Here is a 22,648-nt window from a genome sequence, read left to right as displayed (position 1 = left end):
CGGTGAGGGCCGGGCGCGGGATGGTGCGTCCAGTGTATGGGGGACCCGTACACGTTCCGGCACCGGTTTTCCCGCTCCCGCCGCGCACCGTCCCCGCCGCCGCGGCGGCGCGGACTGTGGGAACCCCACCAAAGCCGGTCGCACGTGCTGTCGGGGGCCGATTCGGTGGGTGCGCCCCGCTACCGATAGTTTCGAGCAGGACAAGTGCGGGACGAGACGGTCCCGGGGCTGCCGCCGCGGGGCGGAGACGGCCCGCGTCCGTCTTGTCCGTACCAGACCACCGTCGAAAGGGTGATCCGTTGAGCCGCTCGGTTCTCGTCACTGGAGGCAACCGGGGCATCGGCCTCGCCATCGCCCGGGCCTTCGCCGACGCCGGTGACCAGGTCGCCGTCACCTACCGTTCCGGGGAGCCGCCCGCCGGCTTCCTCGGCGTGAAGTGCGACATCACCGACGCCGAGCAGGTCGACCTGGCCTTCAAGGAGGTCGAGGAGAAGCACGGTCCCGTGGAGGTGCTGGTGTGCAACGCCGGTGTCACCAAGGACCAGCTCCTCATGCGCATGTCCGAGGACGACTTCAGCTCGGTCCTCGACACGAACCTCACGGGCGCCTTCCGCGTCGTCAAGCGCGCCAACCGCGCGATGCTGCGGGCCCGCAAGGGCAGGGTCGTCCTCATCTCCTCCGTCGTCGGGCTCCTCGGCTCCGCCGGACAGGCCAACTACGCCGCGTCCAAGGCCGGGCTCGTCGGCTTCGCGCGCTCCCTCGCCCGCGAGCTGGGCTCGCGCAACATCACCTTCAACGTCGTGGCACCCGGTTTCGTCGACACCGACATGACCAAGGTGCTCAGCGAGGAGCAGCGCGCGGGGATCGTCGCGCAGGTGCCGCTGGGCCGCTACGCGGAGCCCGAGGAGATCGCCGCGACGGTGCGTTTCCTAGCCTCCGACGACGCCTCGTACATCACTGGAGCCGTCATCCCGGTTGACGGCGGATTGGGCATGGGTCACTGATCACATGAGCGGAATCCTCGCGGGCAAGCGCGTACTCGTCACGGGCGTCCTCACGGAGGGCTCGATCGCCTTCCACGCGGCCAAGGTCGCGCAGGAGGAGGGCGCCGAGGTCGTCCTCACCGGCTTCGGCCGCCTGAGCCTCGTCGAGCGCATCGCGAAGCGCCTGCCCAAGCCCGCGCCCGTCATCGAGATGGACGTCACCAACAAGGAGCACCTGGACGCCCTCCCGGGCCGTGTCCAGGAGCACTTCGGCGACGACGGCCACCTCGACGGCATCGTGCACTCGATCGCCTTCGGCCCGCAGCCGGTCTTCAACTTCCTGGAGGCCGAGTGGGAGGACGTCGCCACGGCCGTCCACGTCTCCGCGTACTCGCTCAAGGCGCTCACGATGGCCTGCCTGCCGCTCATGCCGCGCGGCGGCTCGGTCGTCGGGCTCACCTTCGACGCCACGATCGCCTGGCCCAAGTACGACTGGATGGGCGTCGCGAAGGCCGCCCTGGAGTCGACCAACCGCTACCTCGCCCGCGACCTCGGCGCGAAGAACGTGCGGTGCAACCTCATCTCCGCCGGTCCCATCAAGTCGATGGCCGCGAAGTCCATCCCGGGCTTCGAGGAGCTGTCCGACGTGTGGAACACGCGCGCGCCGATCGGCTGGGAGATGTCCGACCCGGAGCCCGCGGGCCGCGGCGTCGTCGCGCTGCTCTCCGACTTCTTCCCGCGCACGACGGGCGAGATCGTCCACGTGGACGGCGGCGTCCACATGATGGGGGCCTGAACCCCGTCGCACGCGAAGGGCGCCCTTTCTCCCGTACGGGGGAGGGGGCGCCCTTCGCGTGCGTACGCGCGGGAGGGGGCGCCTTCGCGTGCGTACGTGCTCAGCCCGCGTCCGCTCCCCGGGTCACCTGGGCCGCCGCGCGCGCCTCGCGCTCCACGCGGTCGCCCTCGCCGAGGAGCGCGGGGCGGCACATGTAGGGGATGCCGCCCGCCTCGGTCGCGGCCTTCTCGCCGTCCTGGTCCGCGATCGCCTGGAAGAGCGCGTGGTGGTCGAGGTCGTGCGCGGCGGTCATCTCGCCGATGTCCTCGCGCAGCCAGTCCCGCAGCACCTCGCCGAGGTCCGCGTACACCTCGGTGATCACGGAGTTGTGCGAGGCGGCGACGACCGCGAGGTGGAAGGTCGCGTCCGCGACGACGAAGTTCTCCGTGTCCCCCGCCTTCCACGCCACGTCCCTGCGCTCCAGCGCGTTCTCCAGGAGCCGTACGTCCTTCGCGGTACGGCGCTGGGCCGCCAGCCGCGCGGCCGTCGACTCCAGCGCGACCCGCAGCTCGGCGAAGTCGCGCGGATCGGCCGCGGCGAAGCGGCGCTGCATGACCCCGGCCAGTTCGCTCGTCGCGACGACGTACGTGCCCGAGCCCTGCCGGATGTCGAGCAGCCCGTTGTGCGCGAGCGCCCGGACCCCCTCGCGGACCGTGTTGCGTGCCACACCCAACTGCTCGACCAGCTCGGACTCGGTCGGGATGCGCGAGCCGATCGGCCACTCGCCCGAGGAGATCGGGGCCCGCAGGGCGGCGATGACCTGCTCGGAGAGGGCCGAGCGGCGCGGGGAAGACAGGGGCATGAGCGTCCTAGGAGTCGCGGGCGGGCGGCTGGGGGCCGTGCGGGCGGGATGTGACCAGTATGGGAGGCCGGACGACTGGACAGTCAAACATCCCATGATTCTATGATGGGCGCATGGCACCCGAGGAATCAACGTCCCTGCGGTCAGAAACCGCCCCGTCCCCCACTCCCGCACCCTCCGGCCCCGCCCCCGGTACTCCCGAGCCCGCGGGCGCGCCCGGCACCACCCGGGCCAAGGGCCTGCTCGCGGTCCTCATGCCGGTCGGGATCGTCCTCGCCGCGCTCAACCTGCGCCCCGCCATCACGAGCCTCGGCTCGCTCCTGGAGGAGGTGCGCGACGGGCTCGGCATGAACGGAACGCTCGCCGGGCTGCTCACCTCGGTCCCGCCGTTCTGCTTCGCCCTCTTCGGCTTCCTCGCCCCGCGCCTGTCCAAGCGCTTCGGCGCCGGGACCGTCGTCTGCGGCGGGATGGTCGCCATCACCGCCGGCCTCGTCATCCGCCCCTTCACCGGCAACACGGCGGGCTTCCTCGCCGCGACCGTCCTCACGCTCGCGGGCATCGCGGTGAGCAACGTGCTCATGCCGGTCGTCGTCAAGAACTGGTTCCCGGACCGCGTCGGCTCCATGACCGGGCTCTACTCCATGGCCCTCGCCGTCGGCACCTCGCTCGCCGCCGCCGTCACGGTGCCGCTCAACGACGCGCTCGGCGGCGGCTGGAAGGGCGGCCTCGGCATCTGGGCGGTGCTCGGCGCCGTCGCCGTACTGCCCTGGGCCGTACTGAGCCGGCAGGGCCGCGCCGCCGAACGCGAGAGCGCAGCGAACCCGGCCGCCCCGGGCCCCGGGGACGCGCTGCGCGTCACGCGCAGCCGCACCGCCTGGTCGCTCGCGTGCTTCTTCGGGCTCCAGTCCACCGCCGCGTACATCACCATGGGCTGGATGCCGCAGATCTTCCGCGACGCGGGCATCTCCGCGGGCACCGCGGGCGTCCTCCTCGCGGTGACCATGGCGCTCGGCATCCCGCTCGCCTTCGTCATCCCGCGCGTCGCGATCCGGCTGCCCCAGCAGGGGCCCGTCGTCATCGTGCTGGGCCTGTGCGGGCTCGGCGGCTACCTCGGCCTCGCGCTCGCGCCCGCCGGGGGCGCCTGGATCTGGGCCTTCCTCATCGGCATCAGCAACTGCGCCTTCCCGCTCGCCCTCACGATGGTCGGCCTGCGCGCCCGCACCGGCCCCGGCGTCGTCAAGCTCTCCGCCTTCGCGCAGAGCACCGGCTACCTCATCTCGATCCCGGGCCCGCTCCTCGTCGGCATCCTCAACGACGCGACGGGCGGCTGGGGCGTCCCGATCCTCTTCATGGCCTGCCTCATGGTCCCGCAGATCATCATCGGCACCCTGGCGGGCCGCAACCGCACGATCGAGGACGAACACCTCGCCAAGGCGGCCTGACCGCCCCTCCCGCCCGGGGACCGGCCCCCGGGCGGAAGGCCGCCGAGAAGCCCCATAAACTACGCACATGCCCGTGCTCGAACCCAACCCCCAAGGCGGCCAGAAGAAGCTCCTTCTGGTCTTCGGCGCGATGATCGGCATCACGGTGGTGATCGGCATCCTCGCCAGCTTCCTCGCCTGAAGGCACCTCCCGGCCTCCAGCCCCGCCGCGTCCCGCCCTCGCCGCGCGACCGCCGTCCGGGGCGCCGCACGGCTGCCCGGACCCGCGAGCTGTGCCGGGGCAGGAATCGGCGCCGGGCCCGCACGCGTAGGGGGCCGTCCGTGATGACGGACGGCCCCGAGCAGAACGCGAAGCCGACGACCGCGCCGCAGCGGGACTCGGCATCGGCTTCGGCGAGGGCGAGATTTCCCCGGGGGTGACTCACGCTCCCATGAAGTGCCGGCTCCGATGCCAAAGGGGCGCGCCCCTTGTGGGAAGCACGCCCCTCCGTACCGCGTCGGCCGCCGCCCGTCAGGTGACGGCGGCCGTTCGCGGCGTCACCGCACGTCGGCGTTTCTCACGAGAGAGCCATCGCTCTTACGAGAGGGCCACCGCCGCGACGTCCTCCCGGACCCCCGTGCCCCGCACCTCGTGGTGCAGCCCCGGGCAGTTCTCCGCGTACAGGGCGTGGCGACCGTCCTCGGGGTGGGCCGTCCAGACCACCTCGCAGTCGGTGAGGCGGGCGTCGTGGACGTTCTCCAGGTGGAAGCCGTCCGTCGGCATCGCGGGGAAGTCCTCGGCGCGGCGCGGGCGCAGGTCGGCGTGGCCGCCGGGCCAGCGCGACCAGCGGTCGATCTCGACCCGTACCCCGTCCAGCACCAGACCCTCGATCCGGCCGGGGTCCTGCGCGATGACCGTGACGCCGTTCTCCGCGCGGCACAGGATGTTGCGGAAGCGGATGTTGCGCACCGTGCCGCAGTGCTCCGTCCACGGCACCGCCATGATCGCGATGGGCTCGCCCCGGCCCCACCAGCCCTCGTGGAAGAACCGCGTCTCCACCGTGATGTCGCTGAAGAGCACGTTCTCGATGTCGCCGCCCTCGCCGAGGCGGATCGCGAGCCCGCGCGCGCTCTGCCGGACGACGCAGGAGGAGAAGACCACGTTGCGGATCTTCGACTGCCCCTCGACACCGCAGATCAGCGCGGACGAGGTCGTCGTGATCGTGCAGCCCGTGACCGTCACGTCCTCGCACACGGGTGCCGTCGCGCGGTCGGTCCCGGTGTGCTCCAGCGTCGCCTTGAGGCAGATCGCGTCGTCGCCCGCGACGATGTCGCAGTCGCTGACGCGCACACGGCGGCAGCAGTCGATGTCGATCGCGTCGCTGTTGGGGAGCTTGAGGTCGTTGTGGATGCGTACGCCGTGGATCAGTACGTCGTCGCAGAGCGAGAGCCGCAGCGTCCACACCGCGCCGTCCACGATCCGCACATCGCGGAAGGTGACGTTGCGGCAGTCGCGGAAGTAGATCGTGAACGGGCGGCGCTGGTCCATCGTGTAGATGTAGCCGTTGTCGGAGAGCACGAAGTGCCGCCCCGCGCCGTCGATCGTCCCCGAGCCCGTCACCGAGATGTTCTCGGCGCCCTCGGCGTCGAGCAGGACGCCGGTGGGCTCGTCGCCCCACTGCGTGTTGCCGTCGTTCAGGACGACGCCGCCGAAGCGCACGGTGTAGTCGGCGAAGTCCGGGCTGCCCGCGAGGGTCGCCCCGTGCTCCAGGTGCAGTTCGACGTGCGAGCGCAGCGTCACGGTGCCGGTGCGGAAGGTGCGGCCGCCCCGCAGGACGACACGCCCCCCGCCGTTCCGCGCGCACGCGTCGATGGCGGCCTGCACGGCGGCGGTGTCGTCGTGGACTCCGTCACCGGCCGCCCCGTGCTCCAGCGGGTCGAAACCGTCGTACCGGTCGGACATGGTGTTCCTCCTGCGGCGGGCGCCGCGGTTCGGTCCGGGCGGCCGGTCATCGGTGGACCGGCCGCCCGTCAACAGGTGGTCAGGCGGAGACGACTTCGAGAACGCGCACACCGAGCGGGGCCAGCTCGACCGCCGTGAGCGGCTCGCCCTCCTCGTCGCGCAGCGCGAGCCCGTCGGCGAGGACGGGCCGCGCCGTGTGCTCCTCCTCGTACTGGCTCACGAACCACACGAAGCGCCGCCCGTCCTCGTGGTGCAGCTCGGCGGTGAGGACCCGCGGGTCCGCGACGCGCACGTCCGCGCGCGCCCCCGCCTCGGCGGCGAGCGCCGCGTACAGACGGTGCGTGTCCTCCGGGTTGGCGCCCATGCGGGCCGCGGCCATGTGCTCGACGGGGTACGTGCACAGCACGAGCGAGCCCGTGCCGATCCGGCGGCGCAGCAGCGCCGGGCGGCCGTGCGCGTCGGTCGCGACGACCTCGGCACCGTCCGGCTCGACGGGCAGGAAGGCCCGCGAGTTGATCGTGCCCGCCGCCGGGAAGGACAGCTCGCTCCCGGCGGCGATGTCGCCGAAGTCCTCGGCGAAGGTGAAGGTGACCGTCTCGTCCTCGATCGGCGTCACCTGCCCGTACCGCAACTGGTGCCGCACCCCGAAGAGCTTGTCGACCCCGGCCCACCAGGGACCGCGCTGCGTGTCGTGCGTGCCCGAGCAGTACGAGACGTACACCGTCGCGCCGCCCTCGGCGAGCCGCGTGAACTGGTGCCAGGTGGGGGAGAGGAGCTGCTTGACGGACGGCGCGAGGTAGAGCGCGCAGTCCTCGGGCACGCCGTCGGCCTCCCGCGCGAAGCCCACCGCGATATCGGCCTCGCGCGCGGCCACGTACCCCTGGCGCGCGGTGTCGAAGACGAGCTGGGCGTCCGCCGGCATCGTGAAGGGGTACTGCTTCTCCAGGTACGAGGAGACGACGAGCGCCGCCTTCGCGTCCGGACGCCGCAGCTTCGGCAGCTCCACCCGGTCCAGCACCGCGCGGAAGTCGCGCAGTTCGCGCAGCGGAGCCTTCGGCTTCCCGGCCGCGTCGGTGATCCCGAAGTGCAGCTCGAAGGCGTGGTGGCTGTACGGCGGCTGCTCGTGGATGTCGTCGTAGTCCGTGTTGTTCCACGCGATCCATCCGCTCGCCCCGGCGAGCAGCGTGTTGTGCAGGAGCTGGCGGTAGTAGTGCCCCGCGTTCTCCTCCGACACGAAGTCCGTCGTGACGCCGAACTCCTCCATGATCACGGGCTTGTCCGTGAAGTCGAGGAGTTCGCAGATGTAGGCGGCGTTGAGGTGCTGGCGCACCCGGTCCGTCTCCATGCGGTAGACGTGCGGGCCCATGAAGTCGACGAGCGGGGCGAGTTCGCGGATACGGAAGCCGTTGTCGCGGCCCGTGACCTCCACGCCCCAGGCCCCGTCGCCGAGCGAGACCGGCTGCGTCGCGCCGCCCGCGCGCAGCCCGTCCACGACGAGCTGTGCCCAGGCGGTGACGTGCGTGTGGTCGGTCGTGTCGTTGCCCCGGTCGACCGGGTCCCCGTAGATCGGCATCTCGTTGGAGACGAGCCACCCGGCGACGGCGGGGTGCGCGCCGAAGCGGCGGGCCAGCTCGCGGCCCATCCACGCCTGCCGGCCCACCATGAAGACGTCGCCGTACAGGTCGCGGCCGTGGCGCCAGGACGGGTCCCAGTTCTCGCCCGACATGTGGCCGATGACGAGGGTCGGGATCGTGCGCATCCCCGCCGCGCTGTGCCGGTCGAGGAAGTCGGCGAAGTGCTCCAGCGTCTTCTCGTCGAGCGCGTCCGGAGTGGGCATCAGGTCGGGCCAGTAGAAGAAGCTGCGGGTGAGGTCGAGCCCGTGCTCGGCGAGGACCGCGAGCTCCTGCTCGATGACGGCGGGGTCGTAGGAGCGCCACATCAGCGGGCCGCCCGTGCGGGACCAGAAGTTGGCGCCGATCCAGGGCCGGTGATGGCCCGAAGGGTCGATGTGGAGGAGATTGCGCCGCATGGAGCTGTCGTCCTTTCCGGCCGCCGGTGCGGCCGTATCTCCGGCCGCGTCGCAGCCGTTCTATCGGCCGCGGGACGGCCGGTCTTCGGGCCGAGGGACGGCCGTTCAGCGGGCCGCGGTGCGACCGGTCAAGGCCCTCCCGTACCGCGCGGGCGGAGGGGCCGATGTGCGGGGAAACTCGGGCCGCGCACGGCACCGACACGTCACAGGTATACCGTTCCACCAACCTCAGGGCAAGGAGCCGGACGCGCATGCTTTCGCCGGTCACACGGGGTAAATGCGCATGTCAGCACCGTGTGCGCCGTACGAAAAACCCGTCGGTCCGCATCTCTTGACGCTCCGGAAAACCCGTACCTATGCTGCGCGAAACCGTTCCACCAACGAAGGTGGAGTCGCCTCCGCCTGCCGGGACGGTCCTCGCGGTCCTCTCACGACCAGCGACCTCTTCCCGATCAGATCGGAAGGCTCGACCCCGTGCGCCGCAGAACTCTTCTCCTCGGCTCGGTCTCGGCCGCCGCTCCCGTCCTGCTCACCGGCTGCGGCAGGCTCGATCCCGGCGACGACGACCCCCGCACCCTCGTCGTCCACCACATGCTCACCGCCGGCTCGCCCATGGCGAAGGTCTACGAACGCCTGTGCCGGGACTTCACCCGCGCCCACCCCGGCAGCCACGTCAAGAACGTCGTGAGCGGCGGTACGGACCTCATCAACGTGTACGAGACAGCGCGCCTCGCCCACAAAGAGGCCGACGTCGTCCTCACGAACCTCGCGGAGAAGACCCTCTCCTGGACCGGCTACAAGGCCACCGTGCCCGTCAACCGCTACCTCGACGCCTGGGGCCTGCGCGACCGCTTCCTGCCCCAGGCCCTCAAGGAGTGGACGGACGAGAAGGGCCGCGTCGCCGGCTTCCCCTGGACCGGCTTCACCTGGCCCGTCGTCTACAACAAGGCGGTCCTCGCCAAGTACGGCATCGACGAGATCCCCACCACCACCGAGGAACTCGTCGACGCCGCCCGCCTGGCCCGCAAGCACGGCGCCAAGGGCTTCGTCAGCATCGGCGGCAACGACTGGTCGGGCCAGAAACTCCTCCTCCAGATCATGCAGGCGTACCTCCCCGCCTCCCGCGCCGAACGCCTCTTCCGCCACGGCGGCTACGCCCGCGAACCGCTCGCCGTGCGCGGCCTCGAACTCTTCACGAAACTGCGCGACGCCGGGGTCTTCTTCAAGGGCGCCCAGGGCCTCAACTCCGACTCGATGAACACCGACTACTACACCGGGCGCGCCCCCGCGATCTCCGCGATCTCCTCCACGCTCAGCAGCGTCCCCGCCGACGTCGTGAAGAACACCGTCGTCGGCGGCTGGCCGGTCCCGCCCGGCGGCGTCCACCACAAGCCCACCGCCTTCCGCGGCTACACCTCCACCGGCGTCTGGATCAGCCCCAACGGCGAGAAGAAGATCGACCTCGTCGAGAAGTTCGTCCGCTTCCTGTACGAACCCGCGAACACCCGCGCCCTCACCCGCGAGGCGGGCCAGGTCGTCGGCGTCCGCGAGACGACGAGCGCCCCCGACTTCCCGCTCGTCTCCGAGTCCATCGACCTCGGCGACCGCGTCGACTACGCGCTCATGCCGGACTCGTACGTACCCCCCGCCGTCTCCCAGCCGCTGATCCGCGCCACGAGCCTCGCCTACACGCCCGGGACCAGCGCCCGCTCCATCGCCTCCGCCCTGGACCACGCGTACGGGGGCTGAGCACCGCTCCGGCCGCACCCGCCCCGCCGGGCGCCCTCACCCGGGCCCCGTCGTACGGGTCACCGCCGTACCGGCCCCGCCCCTCCCGTACGCGCAAGGCTCCGACCGCGCGAGCGCCCGCCCCGCGGCTCACGAAAGGCTTCCCGACCCATGGCGCACGAACTGCCCCTGACCACCGCGCACCAGCCACCCTCGGCCTCGCGCCGCAGACAGCGCGGCATCACCCTCTTCGCCGTGCCCGCGCTCGTGTGGTACCTGTTCTTCCTCGCCGGGCCCCTCATCGCGATGTTCGTCATCAGCGGGATGAGCTGGCCCGGCATGCTCGCCCCGCGCTCCTGGGCGGGCTGGGGCAACTTCGACACGGTGCTCCACGACGAGCTGTTCTGGCACGCCGTGCGCAACAGCGTGATCCAGCTCGCCATCGTGCTCCCGATCATGATCCTCTGCGCCTTCATGACCGGCTACTACCTGACCCTGCGCCCGCGCGGCCACCGCCTCCTGCGCATCGTCCTGTTCACCCCGGCCCTCATCTCCGCCTCGGCGAAGGCGATGCTCGGCTACGGCGTCTTCGCGCCCAACGGTCTGCTCAACGGGCTCCTCGGCAACCTCGGCCTCGACTCGCTCGCCCGCCCCTGGCTCGCCGACCAGGGCACCGCGCTCGCCTGCGTCATGGGCATCGACCTGTGGTCCGGCATCGGCTTCACCGCCGTGCTCTTCGCCGCCCGGCTCGGCAGCGTCCCGCAGGAGATCTACGAGGCCGCCGAACTCGACGGCTGCGGGCACTGGCGGCGCATGTGGCGCATCGCCTTCCCCGTCGTCAAGGACTACGTGGGCGTCACGACGATGCTCCAGTTCCTCTGGATCCTCTTCGCCTCCGCCCAGAACGTCCTGCTCCTGACCCAGGGCGGTCCGGGGGACGCGACCACGAACCTCTCCTTCCTCGTCTACAACAAGGCGTTCGTGCAGTCCGACCTCGGCTACAGCCAGGCCGCGGGCGTCCTCCTCTTCCTCGTGGGGCTCCTCGGGATGCTCGGCATCCGCCGCGCCCTGCGGCAGTCGTACTGACCGGGCCACCCGCCCCGTACCGCCGCCCCGCCCACGCCCCGCCGCCCCTCTCGCCGCCCGCCGGAGTCCGCCATGACCACCACCGCACCCGCCCGCCCCAGCGCCGAGTCCGGCGCGAACCCCGCCCCCGCGCGCGCCGCGCGCCGCCGGCGCCGCAACCCGCTCGCCGGGCTCAGCCACGCCCTCGTGTGGCTCTACGCCCTCGCGCTCGTCGTGCCGCTGTACTACCTGATCATCTCCTCGCTCAAGTCCACCACCGCGATCTTCGACCAGCCCCTGACCCCGCCCGCGCATCCCGTGTGGCACTACTTCGGCGACGCCCTCGACTACGCCGACCTCGACCTCGCGCTGGCCAACTCGGTCATCGTCACCGGGCTCGCGCTCCTGCTCACCCTCGTCCTCGCGATCCCCGCCGCCTTCGCCCTCGCACGCGGACAGGGCCGGCTCTCGGCGCTCCTGGAGCGGATCTTCTCGCTCGGCTTCCTCGTCCCGACCTTCGCCGCGCTCGTCCCGACCTTCCTCCTCGCCGCCGCGACCGGCCTCTTCCACACCCGCACCTTCGTCGTCCTGCTGCTGCCCGCCGGGGCGATGCCGCTCTCCGTCGTCCTGCTCACCCAGTTCATGCGCACGATCCCCGCCGAACTGGAGGAGGCCGCGCGCGTCGACGGCGCCTCGACGGCCGCGATCCTGTGGCGTATCTACGTACCGCTGTGCATGCCGGGCATCGCCACCGTCGTCCTGCTCAACTTCCTCAACTTCTGGAACGAGTACCTGTACTCACTCGTCCTCATCGGCCCCGACACCTCCCAGCGCACCATCCAGGTCGCCCTGCCGACCCTCCAGAACAACCAGGCCACCGAGTACGGTGTCCTCATGGCCGGGACCCTCATCACCCTCGTCCCCGTCTACCTCCTGTACGTCTTCCTCCAGCGCCGGATGGAGGAGGCCATGATCAGCGGCGCTGTAAAGATGTGACGCGGGCCGCCGACCCGCGGCGGCGCGAGCCGCCGCGCTCGCGCGGCGGTCCCGAGCAGACCCACCCCGAAGCCGGGCCAGGACCGGCCGACCACCGGAGAAGACCGCCGCCGATGACAGCCGAGACGCCGCCCCAGCAGGGCCGCACCGCCGCACGCCGTGGACGCCCGTCCCAGCCGACCATCCTCGACGTGGCGGCGCTCGCCGGTGTGTCGAAGTCGGCCGTCTCGAAGGTCTTCAACAACCGCCCCGGCATCTCCGAGGCCACCCGCGTCCGCATCCTCGACGCCGCGGGGAAACTCGGCTGGTCCCCCAGCGCCTCCGCGACCGCGCTGCGCGGTGAACGCACCCGCACCATCGGGCTCGTCCTCGGCCGGGACGCCGACCTGCTCACCGCCGACCCCTACTTCGCCGAGCTGATCGCCGGCATGGAACAGGAACTCGGGCCGCCCGGCTACGGTCTGCAACTGCACCTCGTCGGCGACGACTTCGTACGCGAGGAGGAGGTGTACGAACGCCTGGCCAGGGAGCGCCGCGTCGACGCCTTCGTCCTCACCGAGAGCCGCATCGGCGACTCCCGCCCGGCCCTGCTGCGCCGCCTGCACGTCCCCGGGCTCCTCGTCGGCCGCCCCTGGCAGCGCGAGCACGCCGAAGGACTCCACTACCTGCACACGGACGAGGACCTGCACGGCATCACCGAGGCCGTCGAGCACCTCATCGGCCTCGGGCACCGCTCCCTCGCGTACGTGGCGGGCCCCGACAACCGCGTGCACACCGTGCTGCGCCGTCGCGCCGTCGAGGACACCCTCGCCCGGCACGGCCTGCGCGCGCACTCCGTGATCCCCTGCGGCTTCGGCAACGCGACGGCCGCCGCCGTCACCGAGCGGCTCTTCGCCCCGGGCGCCGAGCCCCCCACCGCCGTGCTCTACCCCAACGACACGATGGCCCTCACCGCCATCGCGACGCTCACGCGGCTCGGTCTCCGCGTCCCCGAGGACGTCTCCGTCGTCGGCTACGACGACCTCGCACTCGGTGTGTGGCTCCATCCGAGGCTCACCACGGTCAGCCAGAACGTGCAGGACATCGGCAGGGTCGCCGCGCTGCGCCTCCTCGCGGTGCTCGGCGAGGACGTCCCCGACCCGGGCCGGCCGCCCGCTCCGCACCTGGTTGTCCGCGAGTCCACGGGGCCCGTGACGGGACCTGCGACGGGGCCCGTGACGGGGCCCGCGACGCGGGCGCCGGGGACGCCGGCTCAGGGTTCTCTCAGGGACAACCCCTAAGGGTCCGGGCCGGAAAATATCAGGGTCGAGTGGGGGGAAAACCCGATAGGCGCGGGCGCCGCGGAGACGTAGCGTCGTGGGTGAGGCGCCGGGCGTTCCGGCGTGCACCGCGACCGGGGGAGACGGCATGACCACACAGGTTCACAGCAGGGGCGAGCCGACCGCGCCCGTACCCGTGCAGTCCCGGCTGCCGTGGTGGGCGCTCGCCCTGCCGACCCTCGCCTTCCTCGTCCTGCTCGCCCTCGTCGCGCATCCCGGCGAGGCGCACGCGGCGGTGGCCTCGCCAGGTCTCGCCGGTCTGCTCGACCGGCTCGGCGCCTTCCTCGGCGGCCTCATCGGCTGAGCGGCGACGGCCTCCTGTCACTCCTGCGGGGGGAGTACGCGACTCCCCCCGCCCGGCATCCCCTTTCGTGCGAAGCTGGGACGCATGAGCGCCGCTGTGTCCTCCGGGGGGACGTCCGCCCCCGCTCCCGCCACCACCCGTAAGCTCGTCCTGCTGCGTCACGCGAAGGCCGACTGGCCCGAGGGCTCCGACCACGACCGGCCGCTCGCCGAGCGGGGCCGCAAGGACGCCCCCGCCGCCGGGCGCCGCCTCGCCGACCTCGGCATCGCCGCCGACCTCGCCCTGTGCTCCACCGCCCGCCGCACCCGTGAGACCTGGAAGCTCGCCGTCCCCGAACTGCCCGAGCGCCCGCGCACGGTCTACGAGGAGCGGATCTACGAGGCCGCCCCGGGCGCCCTGATCGAACTCCTCAACGAGGTGGACGACGAGGCCGCCACCGTCCTCCTCATCGGCCACAACCCCGGCGTCCAGGCCCTCACCGAGATCCTCGCGGGCAGCGTCGCGGGCGAACGCGCGGCCCGCCTGAGCGGCCGCGACTTCCCCACGGCGGCCTTCTCGGTCCTGGAGTTCACCGGGTCCTGGAAGTCCCTGGAACCAGGGGCCGCCACCCTCACCGACTACTGGGCCCCGCACGAGGCCTGAGCACGGACGGGCGCGGCCCCGGCTTCCGTACGCGGGGGAGCGGGGCCACGGGAGACAGGGGTCGCCCGACTCTCCGGAGAGCCCGGACCGCTCCTCAGTCCTCCACCGCTCCGTCCGCCGCCTCGACCTCTTCGCGCGTGATCCCGAGGAGGTAGAGCACCGTGTCGAGGAAGGGCACGTTCACCGAGGTGTGCGCCGCCTCCCGTACCACCGGCTTCGCGTTGAAGGCGACGCCGAGCCCCGCCGTGTTGAGCATGTCGAGGTCATTGGCGCCGTCACCGATCGCGACGGTCTGCGCGAGCGGCACCCCCGCCTGCTCGGCGAAGCGCCGCAGCAGCCGTGCCTTGCCCGCCCGGTCCACGATCTCGCCCGTGACCCGCCCGGTGAGCCTGCCGTCCACTATCTCCAGCGTGTTGGCGGCGGCGAAGTCCAGCCCCAGACGTTCCCTCAGCTCGTCGGTGACCTGCGTGAAGCCCCCCGAGACCACCCCCACCTGGTAGCCGAGCCGCTTCAGGGTGCGGATCAGCGTGCGCGCGCCCGGCGTGAGCCTGACCTCCGCACGCACCTTCTCCACGACCGAGGCGTCCAGCCCCGCGAGCAGCGCGACCCGCGCGTGCAGGGACTGCGCGAAGTCCAGTTCCCCGCGCATCGCCGACTCGGTGACCCGCGCCACCTCCGCCTCGCACCCCGCGTGCGCCGCGAACAGCTCGATGACCTCGTCCTGGATGAGCGTCGAGTCGACGTCCATCACGACGAGCCGCTGCGCCCGCCGCTGGAGCCCGGCGGCGACCACGGCGATGTCCACGCCGAACTCCCCGGCACGCGGCGCGAGCGCCGAGCGCAGGGTGTCGGCGGGCACCCCGGAGACGGCGAACTCCACCGCCGTCACGGGGTATTTGGCGAGCCGGAAGACGCGGTCGATATTGGCACCGGCCCCCGTGATGCGCGCGGCGATCGCGGCGGTGGACTCGGCGGTCAGCGGGTTCCCGAGGACCGTGACGTGCGAACGCCCCGTGCCACGCGGCCTGTTGTCGCCCGTACCGGAGATGATCTCGGCCGAGAGCCCCCAGGACTCCGCCCAGCTGTGGACCGTGGCCCGCAACTCGCCCTCCCGCACCCCGGGCGGCTCGGTCACGAGCGCGCACAGCACGATGCGGCCCCGCGTGACGACCTGCTCGATGTCCACGACGTCCACACCGAAACCGGCGAGGGTGTCGAAGAGACCGGCGGTGAGGCCGGGGCGGTCCTTGCCGAAGATCTTGACGAGAAGAGTCGGCAGGTCCTCGGACGCCGACGCCGCAGACAGTGATGCGCTCATGGTGCCCCTACCGTATCGGCCCCCACCGCGCCGAAGAACGCCGTCCCGCAGGCCGGACACCCGGCCCCGCCCCGGCCGCCCTCCCGGCCCCGCACCCGCCCCCGCACCCGCGTCCTCCCGGCCCCGCACCCATCGCCTCCGTTACCGGGACGGAATCCCGTTCCGCCTTCACCCCGGTGCCCGGGCCTGGAATAGTGCTGCCCCACGCCGAGCAGATCTTCCTCGGACGCGGAAAGTGACAAGCCCGTCGACGGGGCCATGGGGGACACGGACATATGGGGCTCGCGGTACCGGCATACGTACTGGAACTGAACGGCAGGACCTGGACGCTCGACGCGGCCAGGACATACACGGTGGGACGTGATCCACAGGCAGACATCGTGGCCGAGGACGCCAGGGTCTCCTGGCGCCACGCCACCCTCGGCTGGACGGCGTCCGGCTGGACGATCGAGGACGGCGGCAGCACCAACGGCACCTTCCTGGAGGGCCGCCGCGTCACCCACGCGGTCCTCGGCCCCGGCACCGTGGTCCACCTCGGCAACGCGAGCGACGGCCCCCGCCTCACCGCCCGCCCCGCCGCCGCACCGGCGTCCGGCCCCGTACCGCGGCAGGAGGGCACGGACCGGCCCGGCACGGGAGGACCGGCGCAGCCGCCCGTACGGAACCAGCCGCCCATCCCCGACCCGCGCCCGGGACCGGGCCCCGGCCCCGTGGCCGACCCGCGCCCGGGACCGCGCCCCACCGCCGATCCGCGCCCCGCGGTGGACCCGCGCCCCGCGGTGGACCCGCGCCCCCGTCAGGCTGGCGTCCCCTCCCACGGCGACCGCAGTCCCACGACCTTCCACCAGATGGCCGTGGGCCGCCGCATGAGCATCGGGCGTGCCCTGGGGAACGACCTCGTCGTCTCCGACCTCCAGGTCTCGCGGCACCACGCCGAGTTCCACGCGACGCCCGAGGGCCGCTTCGAGATACGCGACCTCGGCTCGCACAACGGCACGTACGTCAACGGGCAGCCGCTGCCCAAGTCCGGGAGCGCCCTGCTCGGCCCGCAGGACATCGTCGGCGTCGGCCACTCCGCCTTCCGGCTCGTCGAAGGGCGCCTGGAGGAGTTCGTCGACTCCGGGGAGGTCTCCTTCACGGCCCGCCACCTCACCGTCGAGGTCGACGGCGGCAAGCAGATCCTCAAGGACGTCTCCTTCGGCGTCCCGGAGAAGTCCCTCGTCGCGGTGATCGGCCCCTCGGGCTCGGGCAAGTCCACCCTGCTCAAGGCCCTCACCGGCTACCGCCCCGCCGACCAGGGCACGGTCCTGTACGACCACCGCGACCTGTACAAGCAGTTCGCCGAGCTGCGCCAGCGCATCGGGCTCGTCCCGCAGGACGACATCCTGCACAAGGAACTCACCGTGCGCCGCGCCCTGCGCTACGCGGCCAAGCTCCGCTTCCCCGCCGACACGAGCGAGCAGGAGCGCCAGGACCGCATCACCGAGGTGCTGCGCGAGCTGAAGCTCGACGTCCACCAGGACAAGAAGGTCACCTCGCTCTCCGGCGGCCAGCGCAAACGCGTCTCGGTCGCGCTCGAACTGCTCACGAAGCCCTCGCTGATCTTCCTCGACGAGCCGACCTCGGGCCTCGACCCGGGCATGGACCGCGATGTGATGCAGCTCCTGCGCGGGCTCGCCGACGACGGCCGCACGGTCCTCGTCGTGACGCACTCGGTCGCCGAGCTGTCACTGTGCGACAAGCTGCTCGTCATGGCGCCCGGCGGCTCCGTCGCCTACTTCGGGCCCCCGGCCGAGGCGCTCAACTTCTTCGGCTACACGAGCTGGGCCGACGTCTTCTCCGCCTTCGAGGAGTACCGGGAGTACGACTGGGCGGGCCGCTGGAAGGGCTCGCAGCACTACCAGCTCTACGCGGCCGAAGCGGACATCGCCGCCTCGCAGCCCGTGCCCGTGCCCGGGCAGAGCCCGGCGGCGCTGCGGCCGAAGAAGCCGCAGGGCTGGTTCGCGCAGTTCTGGACGCTCACGGTGCGCTATCTCGCGGTGCTCGCCTCGGACCGCTTCTTCATGGCGCTCATGGTCGTCCTGCCGGTGGTGCTGGGCGTCGTCTCGGTGATCATCCCGGCGAAGTTCGGCCTCGCCCCGCCGATCCCGCCCTCGCGCTTCAACAGCGCGGCCGGGATGATCCTCATGATCCTCGTGGTGGGCATCTGTCTCGCGGGAGCGGCCAACTCCGTACGCGAACTGATCAAGGAACGCGTCATCTACGAACGGGAACGGGCCACCGGGCTCTCCCGCTCCGCGTACCTCATGTCGAAGGTCCTCGTCCTCGGCGTGGTCACCGCGCTCCAGGGCGTCATCATGACGCTCATCGGCACGAGCAGCCGCGCGCTGCCCGCCCAGGGCCTCGTCCTGCCGCCCGCCGCCGAGATCGGCGTCGCCGTCATCGCGATGGGGCTCACGTCGATGGTCGTCGGCCTGGTGATCTCCGCGCTCGTGCGCACGAGCGAGATGACGATGCCGCTCCTCGTGATGTTCGCGATCGTCCAGCTCGTCTTCACCGGCACGCTCTTCCAGGTCTTCGACAGCCCGGGGCTCGAACAGCTCGCCTGGATCATGCCCTCGCGCTGGGCGGTCGCGGCGGCGGGCGCCACGTCCGATCTGGCCCACCTCATGCCGCCGTGGGACGAGAAGCGCCCCCAGGACCTCGATCCGCTGTGGGAGCACACGGCGGCCCAGTGGGGCATGAACATCGCCGTCCTGCTCGGCATCGCCGTCGTCCTGCTCCTCGTCGTCTCGCGCCTCCTGCGCCGGCACGAGCCGGAGGTCATGCGCAAGTAGGGAGGAGCGGCGGAGGACGGGACGGTACGGGCGCGGGGCTCCCGTACGCATGCCGCGAGGGCGGCACCCGGTACCGGGTGCCGCCCTCGCGACTGGTCAATAGGGGGCCGTGGGCACGACCCCGTCTCTCCCGCTCAGCACTCCCCGTACGCCGGGTCGGCGCGTGGTGGAGTCTCTGCCGGGGCTCCGCCGGGCTCAGCCCGCGCGGTCTCGGGGGAATGCTCAGTAGGCCGAGTTCACGTTGTCCATCGAGCCGTAACGCTCGGCGGCGTAGTTGGCGGCGGCCGTGATGTTCGCGACCGGGTCGTAGATGTCGTTCGAGGTACCGGCGACGTGCCAGTGCTCGAAGGTCGGCTGGATCACCTGGAGCAGACCCTTGGAGGGGATGCCGTTCTGGGCGTTGATGTCCCACAGGTTGATCGCCCGGGTGTTGCCGGAGGACTCGCGCATGATGTTGCGGTGCAGACCCTCGTACGAGCCGGGGATGCCCTTGGCCTTCATGATGTCGAGCGACTCGCGGATCCAGCCGTCCAGGTTGTTCGGGTAGCTCTTGACGGCCGAGCGCTTGGCGTTGCGGCTCGCGGCCTGCTCACTGGCGCGGTCCTTCGTGGCCTGCGCCTTCTTCTTCGCCTCGGCGGCCTTGGCGGCCTTGACCTTCGCCGCGGCGGCCTTCGCCTGCTCGGAGGCACCGGCCTGCTGGTTGGTGATGCTGGCGTGCAGCTCCTTGGCCTGGGCGTTGCCGCCGGTCAGGCTGCTGTACGCGGCCGGCTCCGAAGCGGCGACGCTCTGCGAGGCGGAGCTGGAGCCGCTGGTCGCGGGGATCGCGATGCCGCAGGCGAGGACGGCGGCGGAGACGCTGCCTATACCCGCGAGCTGCAGCTTCTGCGTGCGGCTGAGGTTGCCGCCGCGCAGCGCGGCCGGAACGGCGCCCGCGACCTTGGCCTGGGCGTTGCCGACCTGCTCGCCGAACTTGCTGGAGGAAACGCGCTGCTGGATCGAGCCGAGCTGGCTGTTGACCTGACGACGACCGTCGTTGATTCGCTTCTGGGCGTTGCGGATGCGAGTGGAGATGTCAGACATGGCAGATGTGACCTCTTCGTGTAAGCGGGGAGGTCGCTCTCGGCCCGGTGGGGGACGAATGGTTTTCCCGGCCTGGCGTCGGGTAGAGACCGACGTCGAGCGACGGGTGCCATTGTTAGCGGCCGCAAAAATGCGTGGCAAAGATGTGACGTACGATGCGGCTTAGTTATAAAGGGTCGGTTTTGGCCCCTATGGGAGGGCAAAACCCCCGCTCGTTTCGGACATACGGCATGTACTACGCAAGCTCGTACGTGACGCGCGCCCTATGCCCGTCCTCACAAGCCGCTCATCCGAATCTCACCAAGGGTTGCTTTCGCAAAGCGGAGGGTGCTCGAAAGTCCGGCCCCGGGGCCCGGCCTCCGTCCGGAGACCTACGCCCGGCGCGCCGCCCCGCCGGGCCGCAGGGCCGATGCCCGCCCCCGGACGCCCGGATACGGTGAGCCCATGCCCCCCGCCACATCCACGGGCCTGCGCGCGGTCAGCTCCGCCCTGCTCGCGATGAGCAGGCCGCTGGAGGTCCAGGACGTCCTGCACACGATCGTCGCCTCGGCCCGCGAACTCCTCGACGCCGAGTACGCCGCCCTCGGCGTCCCCGACGACCACGGCGGCTTCGCCCAGTTCGTCGTCGACGGCGTGAGCGAGGAGCAGTGGAAGGCCATCGGCCCCCTCCCGCGCCGCCACGGCATCCTCGCGGCCCTGCTCGAAGAAGGACGCACCGAGCGCCTCGCCGATGTCCGCCGCGACCCCCGCTTCAAGCGCTGGCCCGCCGCCCACCCCGACATGAGCGACTTCATCGGCCTCCCCGTCCGCCACGGGGACGAGACGATCGCCGCCCTCTTCCTCGCCAACAAACGCTGCCCCCACCCCGAGAACACCTGCGGCTTCACCGAGGAGGACGAGGAACTGCTCGGGATCCTCGCCCAGCACGCCGCCATCGCCCTCACCAACGCCCGCCTCTACGAGCGCAGCCGCGAACTGACCATCGCCGAGGAGCGCTCCCGGCTCGCCCACGAGCTGCACGACGCCGTGAGCCAGAAGCTCTTCTCCCTCCGCCTCACCGCCCAGGCCGCCACCGCGCTCGTCGACCGCGACCCGGCCCGCGCCAAGGAGGAGCTGCACCAGGTCGCCGCGCTCGCGGCCGAGGCCGCCGACGAGCTGCGCGCCGCGGTCGTCGAACTGCGGCCCGCCGCGCTCGACGAGGACGGCCTCGTCGCGACCCTGCGCACCCAGATCCGCGTACTCGACCGCGCCCACGCCGCACGCGTCACCTTCCGGGGAGAAGGGGTACGGGCCCTGCCCGCCGCCCAGGAGGAGGCGCTGCTGCGAGTGGCCCAGGAGGCGCTGCACAACGCGCTCCGGCACTCCGGCGCCGCCCACGTCGACGTCGTCCTGAGCCGTACGGGCCGCGGTGCCGTGCTGCGCGTCACGGACGACGGCGGCGGCTTCGACCCCAGAGGGGTGCGCCGGGCGGGCCGGCACCTCGGCCTCGTCTCCATGCGCGACCGCGCGGCGGGCGTCGGCGGCTCGCTCACGGTGGACTCGGCGCCCGGCAAGGGCACCACGATCGAGATGGAGGTACCCGGTGGCTGATACAGGGGAGTGGGGGACCCGTACGGAAAAGCCCCGCGCGGACGCGCCCCGTACGGAGTCGCCCCGTACAGAGGAGGAGAGGGCGAGCGCCGCGCCCGGCGCCCCCCGCCCGATCCGGGTGCTCCTCGTCGACGACCACCAGGTCGTCCGCAGGGGGCTGCGCACCTTCCTGGAGATCCAGGACGACATCGAGGTGGTCGGCGAGGCCGCGGACGGGGAGGAGGGCGTCGCGCGCGCGGGGGAGCTGCGTCCCGACGTGATCCTCATGGACGTCAAGATGCCCGGCACCGACGGTGTCGAGGCGCTGCGCACCCTGCGGGCCCTCGGCAACGAGGTACGGGTCCTGATCGTGACGAGCTTCACCGAGCAGCGCACCGTCGTGCCCGCGCTGCGCGCCGGGGCGGCCGGCTACGTGTACAAGGACATCGACCCCGACGCCCTCGCCGGGGCGATCCGCTCCGTGCACGCCGGGCACGTCCTTCTCCAGCCGGAGGTCGCCGGGATGCTCCTCGCGCAGGAGGAGCAGGCCCCGCAGCAGCCGCGCGGCGGCTCCCTCACGGAGCGCGAGCGCGAGGTGCTGGGCCTCATCGCGGACGGCCGCTCCAACCGCGAGATCGCCCGCGCGCTCGTCCTCTCCGAGAAGACGGTGAAGACGCACGTATCGAACATCCTGATGAAACTCGACCTCGCCGACCGCACCCAGGCCGCCCTGTGGGCCGTACGGCACGGCTACAGCGACTGAAGAGGCTGGTGGCACGCAGTGTGCTCGGATGGTTGCACGAAAGGATGAGATTCATACCAACGAGCGCATCTCACCCGGACGGCGGAACGTACGGGGCGGACGCGCGTTCTCCAGTGCACCCCCGGGGCGATGGGCCCCTGGGTACTCAGGAGGACGAGAAAGTGATCAATTTCAAGAAGGCCGCGACCGTGACCCTGGTGGCCGGGGGGCTGCTCGCCGCGGGTACCGGTATGGCCTCCGCCACCGACTGCCCGCCCGCCCACGGCGGCGGTCACGGCGGCCACCACGCCCCGGGCCACGGGGGCAACCACGGCGGCGGTCACCACGGCGGTGGCAACAACGGCGGCGGTCACCACGGCGGCGGCTCCCACGCCGGTGGCGGCGCCCACGCGAACGGCGTCGCGACCCGTTCCCCGGGCATCCTGTCGGGCAACCTCGTGCAGGTTCCGGTGAACATCCCGGTCAATGTGAGCGGCAACACGATCAACGTGATCGGCCTCCTCAACCCGGCCTTCGGCAACAGCGCCGTCAACCGCTGACGCTCCCGCCGCCGTTCTTCACCCGAACGGTGGTGAAAGTGCCCAACCGGGCGCTGTCCCGTGACCCCACGCGCCCCCGGCGCGTTTCCCAGCGTGCGGCCCCCAGCCAGGGGCCGAGAAACGCATCTGTGGAGGAGTAACACCCATGAGCATCGCCAAGAAGGCCGTCCTGACCGTCGCCGCCGCGGGCCTCGCCGCCGCCGTCCCGGCGGGCGCCGCCTTCGCCGACTCCGGTGCCGAGGGCGCCGCCATCGGTTCCCCCGGCGTCGCCTCCGGCAACCTGGTCCAGGTCCCCGTGCACGTGCCGGTCAACGTCTCCGGCAACAGCATCAACGTCATCGGCCTGCTGAACCCGGCCTTCGGCAACGCCGCGGTCAACAGCTGACCCGAGCGACACCCGACGGGGCCCGGCACGCCACCCAGGCGCGCCGGGCCCCGCCCGCTGCCCGGCGACC

19 protein-coding genes and 1 pseudogene are annotated in these 22,648 nt (G+C 71.9%); 15 read left to right on the top strand and 5 right to left on the bottom strand.

The window, feature by feature from the left end; all coding sequences use genetic code 11:
• The first annotated feature begins 299 nt into the window (after nucleotides 1-299).
• Both fabG and fabI read left to right on the top strand, forming a co-directional pair.
• A complete protein-coding gene (gene fabG / locus G3I42_RS29620; protein WP_164290825.1) occupies nucleotides 300-1,004 on the top strand; it encodes a 3-oxoacyl-[acyl-carrier-protein] reductase in 705 nt (234 codons plus the stop codon).
• Between the two features lie 4 nt (nucleotides 1,005-1,008).
• Nucleotides 1,009-1,779 carry an enoyl-ACP reductase FabI gene (gene fabI / locus G3I42_RS29615; RefSeq protein ID WP_164290824.1) on the top strand — a complete coding sequence of 257 codons (771 nt, stop codon included), beginning with the start codon at nucleotides 1,009-1,011 and terminating at the stop codon, nucleotides 1,777-1,779.
• A 100-nt stretch (nucleotides 1,780-1,879) separates the two neighbouring features.
• Here fabI and G3I42_RS29610 read toward each other — a convergent pair whose 3' ends face one another.
• Nucleotides 1,880-2,620: a FadR/GntR family transcriptional regulator gene (locus G3I42_RS29610; RefSeq protein WP_164290823.1), complete on the bottom strand. Its 741-nt coding sequence runs from the start codon at nucleotides 2,618-2,620 to the stop codon at nucleotides 1,880-1,882.
• A 113-nt stretch (nucleotides 2,621-2,733) separates the two neighbouring features.
• On the opposite strand from G3I42_RS29610, the gene G3I42_RS29605 reads away from it, so the two are divergent.
• Nucleotides 2,734-4,062, top strand: coding sequence for an MFS transporter (locus G3I42_RS29605; protein WP_203607526.1), 1,329 nt, complete (start codon nucleotides 2,734-2,736; stop codon nucleotides 4,060-4,062).
• A 67-nt stretch (nucleotides 4,063-4,129) separates the two neighbouring features.
• Nucleotides 4,130-4,243 carry an SGM_5486 family transporter-associated protein gene (locus G3I42_RS38325; protein ID WP_007828714.1) on the top strand — a complete coding sequence of 38 codons (114 nt, stop codon included), beginning with the start codon at nucleotides 4,130-4,132 and terminating at the stop codon, nucleotides 4,241-4,243.
• Nucleotides 4,244-4,639: 396 nt separating this feature from the next.
• On the opposite strand, the gene G3I42_RS29600 is transcribed toward G3I42_RS38325, so the two are convergent.
• Entirely contained in the window at nucleotides 4,640-6,004 is a 1,365-nt protein-coding gene (locus tag G3I42_RS29600) for a glycosyl hydrolase family 28 protein (RefSeq protein ID WP_164290822.1), read from the bottom strand.
• Nucleotides 6,005-6,083: 79 nt separating this feature from the next.
• Complete coding sequence (locus G3I42_RS29595; protein WP_164290821.1) at nucleotides 6,084-8,033, bottom strand: cellulase family glycosylhydrolase; 1,950 nt, start codon at nucleotides 8,031-8,033, stop codon at nucleotides 6,084-6,086.
• Between the two features lie 474 nt (nucleotides 8,034-8,507).
• Here G3I42_RS29595 and G3I42_RS29590 point away from each other — a divergent pair, with 474 nt between their 5' ends.
• The 6 genes from G3I42_RS29590 to G3I42_RS29565 all read left to right on the top strand — a co-directional run bounded on the left by G3I42_RS29590 (nucleotide 8,508) and on the right by G3I42_RS29565 (nucleotide 14,087).
• On the top strand, nucleotides 8,508-9,782 hold the full coding sequence (locus G3I42_RS29590) for an ABC transporter substrate-binding protein (RefSeq protein WP_343244703.1): 1,275 nt from the start codon (nucleotides 8,508-8,510) through the stop codon (nucleotides 9,780-9,782).
• A 150-nt stretch (nucleotides 9,783-9,932) separates the two neighbouring features.
• The gene (locus tag G3I42_RS29585; protein WP_164290819.1) at nucleotides 9,933-10,847 is read left to right on the top strand and encodes a sugar ABC transporter permease; all 915 of its coding nucleotides are present in this window, start codon (nucleotides 9,933-9,935) and stop codon (nucleotides 10,845-10,847) included.
• Nucleotides 10,848-10,919: 72 nt separating this feature from the next.
• Complete coding sequence (locus tag G3I42_RS29580) at nucleotides 10,920-11,822, top strand: carbohydrate ABC transporter permease (RefSeq protein ID WP_164290818.1); 903 nt, start codon at nucleotides 10,920-10,922, stop codon at nucleotides 11,820-11,822.
• A 113-nt stretch (nucleotides 11,823-11,935) separates the two neighbouring features.
• The gene (locus G3I42_RS29575) at nucleotides 11,936-13,102 is read left to right on the top strand and encodes a LacI family DNA-binding transcriptional regulator (protein ID WP_164290817.1); all 1,167 of its coding nucleotides are present in this window, start codon (nucleotides 11,936-11,938) and stop codon (nucleotides 13,100-13,102) included.
• A gap of 127 nt (nucleotides 13,103-13,229) precedes the next feature.
• Nucleotides 13,230-13,445 carry a hypothetical protein gene (locus G3I42_RS29570; RefSeq protein WP_164290816.1) on the top strand — a complete coding sequence of 72 codons (216 nt, stop codon included), beginning with the start codon at nucleotides 13,230-13,232 and terminating at the stop codon, nucleotides 13,443-13,445.
• 84 nt (nucleotides 13,446-13,529) lie between these two features.
• Nucleotides 13,530-14,087: a histidine phosphatase family protein gene (locus G3I42_RS29565; protein WP_164290815.1), complete on the top strand. Its 558-nt coding sequence runs from the start codon at nucleotides 13,530-13,532 to the stop codon at nucleotides 14,085-14,087.
• A gap of 94 nt (nucleotides 14,088-14,181) precedes the next feature.
• Here G3I42_RS29565 and serB read toward each other — a convergent pair whose 3' ends face one another.
• Nucleotides 14,182-15,405 (bottom strand): phosphoserine phosphatase SerB, encoded by a 1,224-nt coding sequence (serB, locus tag G3I42_RS29560; protein ID WP_164290814.1) that lies wholly within the window; start codon nucleotides 15,403-15,405, stop codon nucleotides 14,182-14,184.
• Nucleotides 15,406-15,680: 275 nt separating this feature from the next.
• Here serB and G3I42_RS29555 point away from each other — a divergent pair, with 275 nt between their 5' ends.
• Nucleotides 15,681-18,242, top strand: a complete 2,562-nt coding sequence (locus tag G3I42_RS29555; RefSeq protein ID WP_164290813.1) for an FHA domain-containing protein — start codon at nucleotides 15,681-15,683, stop codon at nucleotides 18,240-18,242.
• A gap of 222 nt (nucleotides 18,243-18,464) precedes the next feature.
• Here the strand turns inward: G3I42_RS29555 and G3I42_RS29550 are convergent, their stop codons facing one another.
• On the bottom strand, nucleotides 18,465-19,322 hold the full coding sequence (locus G3I42_RS29550) for a transglycosylase SLT domain-containing protein (RefSeq protein ID WP_164290812.1): 858 nt from the start codon (nucleotides 19,320-19,322) through the stop codon (nucleotides 18,465-18,467).
• 444 nt (nucleotides 19,323-19,766) lie between these two features.
• On the opposite strand from G3I42_RS29550, the gene G3I42_RS29545 reads away from it, so the two are divergent.
• From G3I42_RS29545 to G3I42_RS29530, 4 genes and pseudogenes are all read left to right on the top strand, one after another.
• Entirely contained in the window at nucleotides 19,767-20,912 is a 1,146-nt protein-coding gene (locus G3I42_RS29545) for a GAF domain-containing sensor histidine kinase (RefSeq protein WP_164290811.1), read from the top strand.
• Between the two features lie 112 nt (nucleotides 20,913-21,024).
• Nucleotides 21,025-21,654: a response regulator transcription factor gene (locus tag G3I42_RS29540; RefSeq protein WP_164290834.1), complete on the top strand. Its 630-nt coding sequence runs from the start codon at nucleotides 21,025-21,027 to the stop codon at nucleotides 21,652-21,654.
• 377 nt (nucleotides 21,655-22,031) lie between these two features.
• Nucleotides 22,032-22,193, top strand: a pseudogene (locus tag G3I42_RS38320) (chaplin); the annotation flags it as partial.
• A 145-nt stretch (nucleotides 22,194-22,338) separates the two neighbouring features.
• Nucleotides 22,339-22,578 carry a chaplin gene (locus G3I42_RS29530; RefSeq protein ID WP_164290809.1) on the top strand — a complete coding sequence of 80 codons (240 nt, stop codon included), beginning with the start codon at nucleotides 22,339-22,341 and terminating at the stop codon, nucleotides 22,576-22,578.
• Nucleotides 22,579-22,648 lie beyond the last annotated feature (70 nt).

This window comes from Streptomyces sp. SID11385 (genome assembly GCF_010548245.1).
Lineage (GTDB): Bacteria > Actinomycetota > Actinomycetes > Streptomycetales > Streptomycetaceae > Streptomyces.
The sequence above is the reverse complement of the archived record's forward strand: the minus strand, read 5'-3'. Positions and strand labels throughout refer to the sequence as shown.

Excerpts from the sequence above, each read along its gene's own strand:
- fabI (WP_164290824.1), top strand. The coding sequence starts at position 1,009 with ATGAGCGGAATCCTCGCGGGCAAGCGCGTACTCGTCACGGGCGTCCTC.
- G3I42_RS29610 (WP_164290823.1), bottom strand. The coding sequence starts at position 2,620 with ATGCCCCTGTCTTCCCCGCGCCGCTCGGCCCTCTCCGAGCAGGTCATC.
- G3I42_RS29605 (WP_203607526.1), top strand. The coding sequence starts at position 2,734 with ATGGCACCCGAGGAATCAACGTCCCTGCGGTCAGAAACCGCCCCGTCC.
- G3I42_RS38325 (WP_007828714.1), top strand. The coding sequence starts at position 4,130 with ATGCCCGTGCTCGAACCCAACCCCCAAGGCGGCCAGAAGAAGCTCCTT.
- G3I42_RS29600 (WP_164290822.1), bottom strand. The coding sequence starts at position 6,004 with ATGTCCGACCGGTACGACGGTTTCGACCCGCTGGAGCACGGGGCGGCC.
- G3I42_RS29595 (WP_164290821.1), bottom strand. The coding sequence starts at position 8,033 with ATGCGGCGCAATCTCCTCCACATCGACCCTTCGGGCCATCACCGGCCC.
- G3I42_RS29585 (WP_164290819.1), top strand. The coding sequence starts at position 9,933 with ATGGCGCACGAACTGCCCCTGACCACCGCGCACCAGCCACCCTCGGCC.
- G3I42_RS29580 (WP_164290818.1), top strand. The coding sequence starts at position 10,920 with ATGACCACCACCGCACCCGCCCGCCCCAGCGCCGAGTCCGGCGCGAAC.
- G3I42_RS29575 (WP_164290817.1), top strand. The coding sequence starts at position 11,936 with ATGACAGCCGAGACGCCGCCCCAGCAGGGCCGCACCGCCGCACGCCGT.
- G3I42_RS29570 (WP_164290816.1), top strand. The coding sequence starts at position 13,230 with ATGACCACACAGGTTCACAGCAGGGGCGAGCCGACCGCGCCCGTACCC.
- G3I42_RS29565 (WP_164290815.1), top strand. The coding sequence starts at position 13,530 with ATGAGCGCCGCTGTGTCCTCCGGGGGGACGTCCGCCCCCGCTCCCGCC.
- serB (WP_164290814.1), bottom strand. The coding sequence starts at position 15,405 with ATGAGCGCATCACTGTCTGCGGCGTCGGCGTCCGAGGACCTGCCGACT.
- G3I42_RS29555 (WP_164290813.1), top strand. The coding sequence starts at position 15,681 with ATGGGGCTCGCGGTACCGGCATACGTACTGGAACTGAACGGCAGGACC.
- G3I42_RS29550 (WP_164290812.1), bottom strand. The coding sequence starts at position 19,322 with ATGTCTGACATCTCCACTCGCATCCGCAACGCCCAGAAGCGAATCAAC.
- G3I42_RS29545 (WP_164290811.1), top strand. The coding sequence starts at position 19,767 with ATGCCCCCCGCCACATCCACGGGCCTGCGCGCGGTCAGCTCCGCCCTG.
- G3I42_RS29530 (WP_164290809.1), top strand. The coding sequence starts at position 22,339 with ATGAGCATCGCCAAGAAGGCCGTCCTGACCGTCGCCGCCGCGGGCCTC.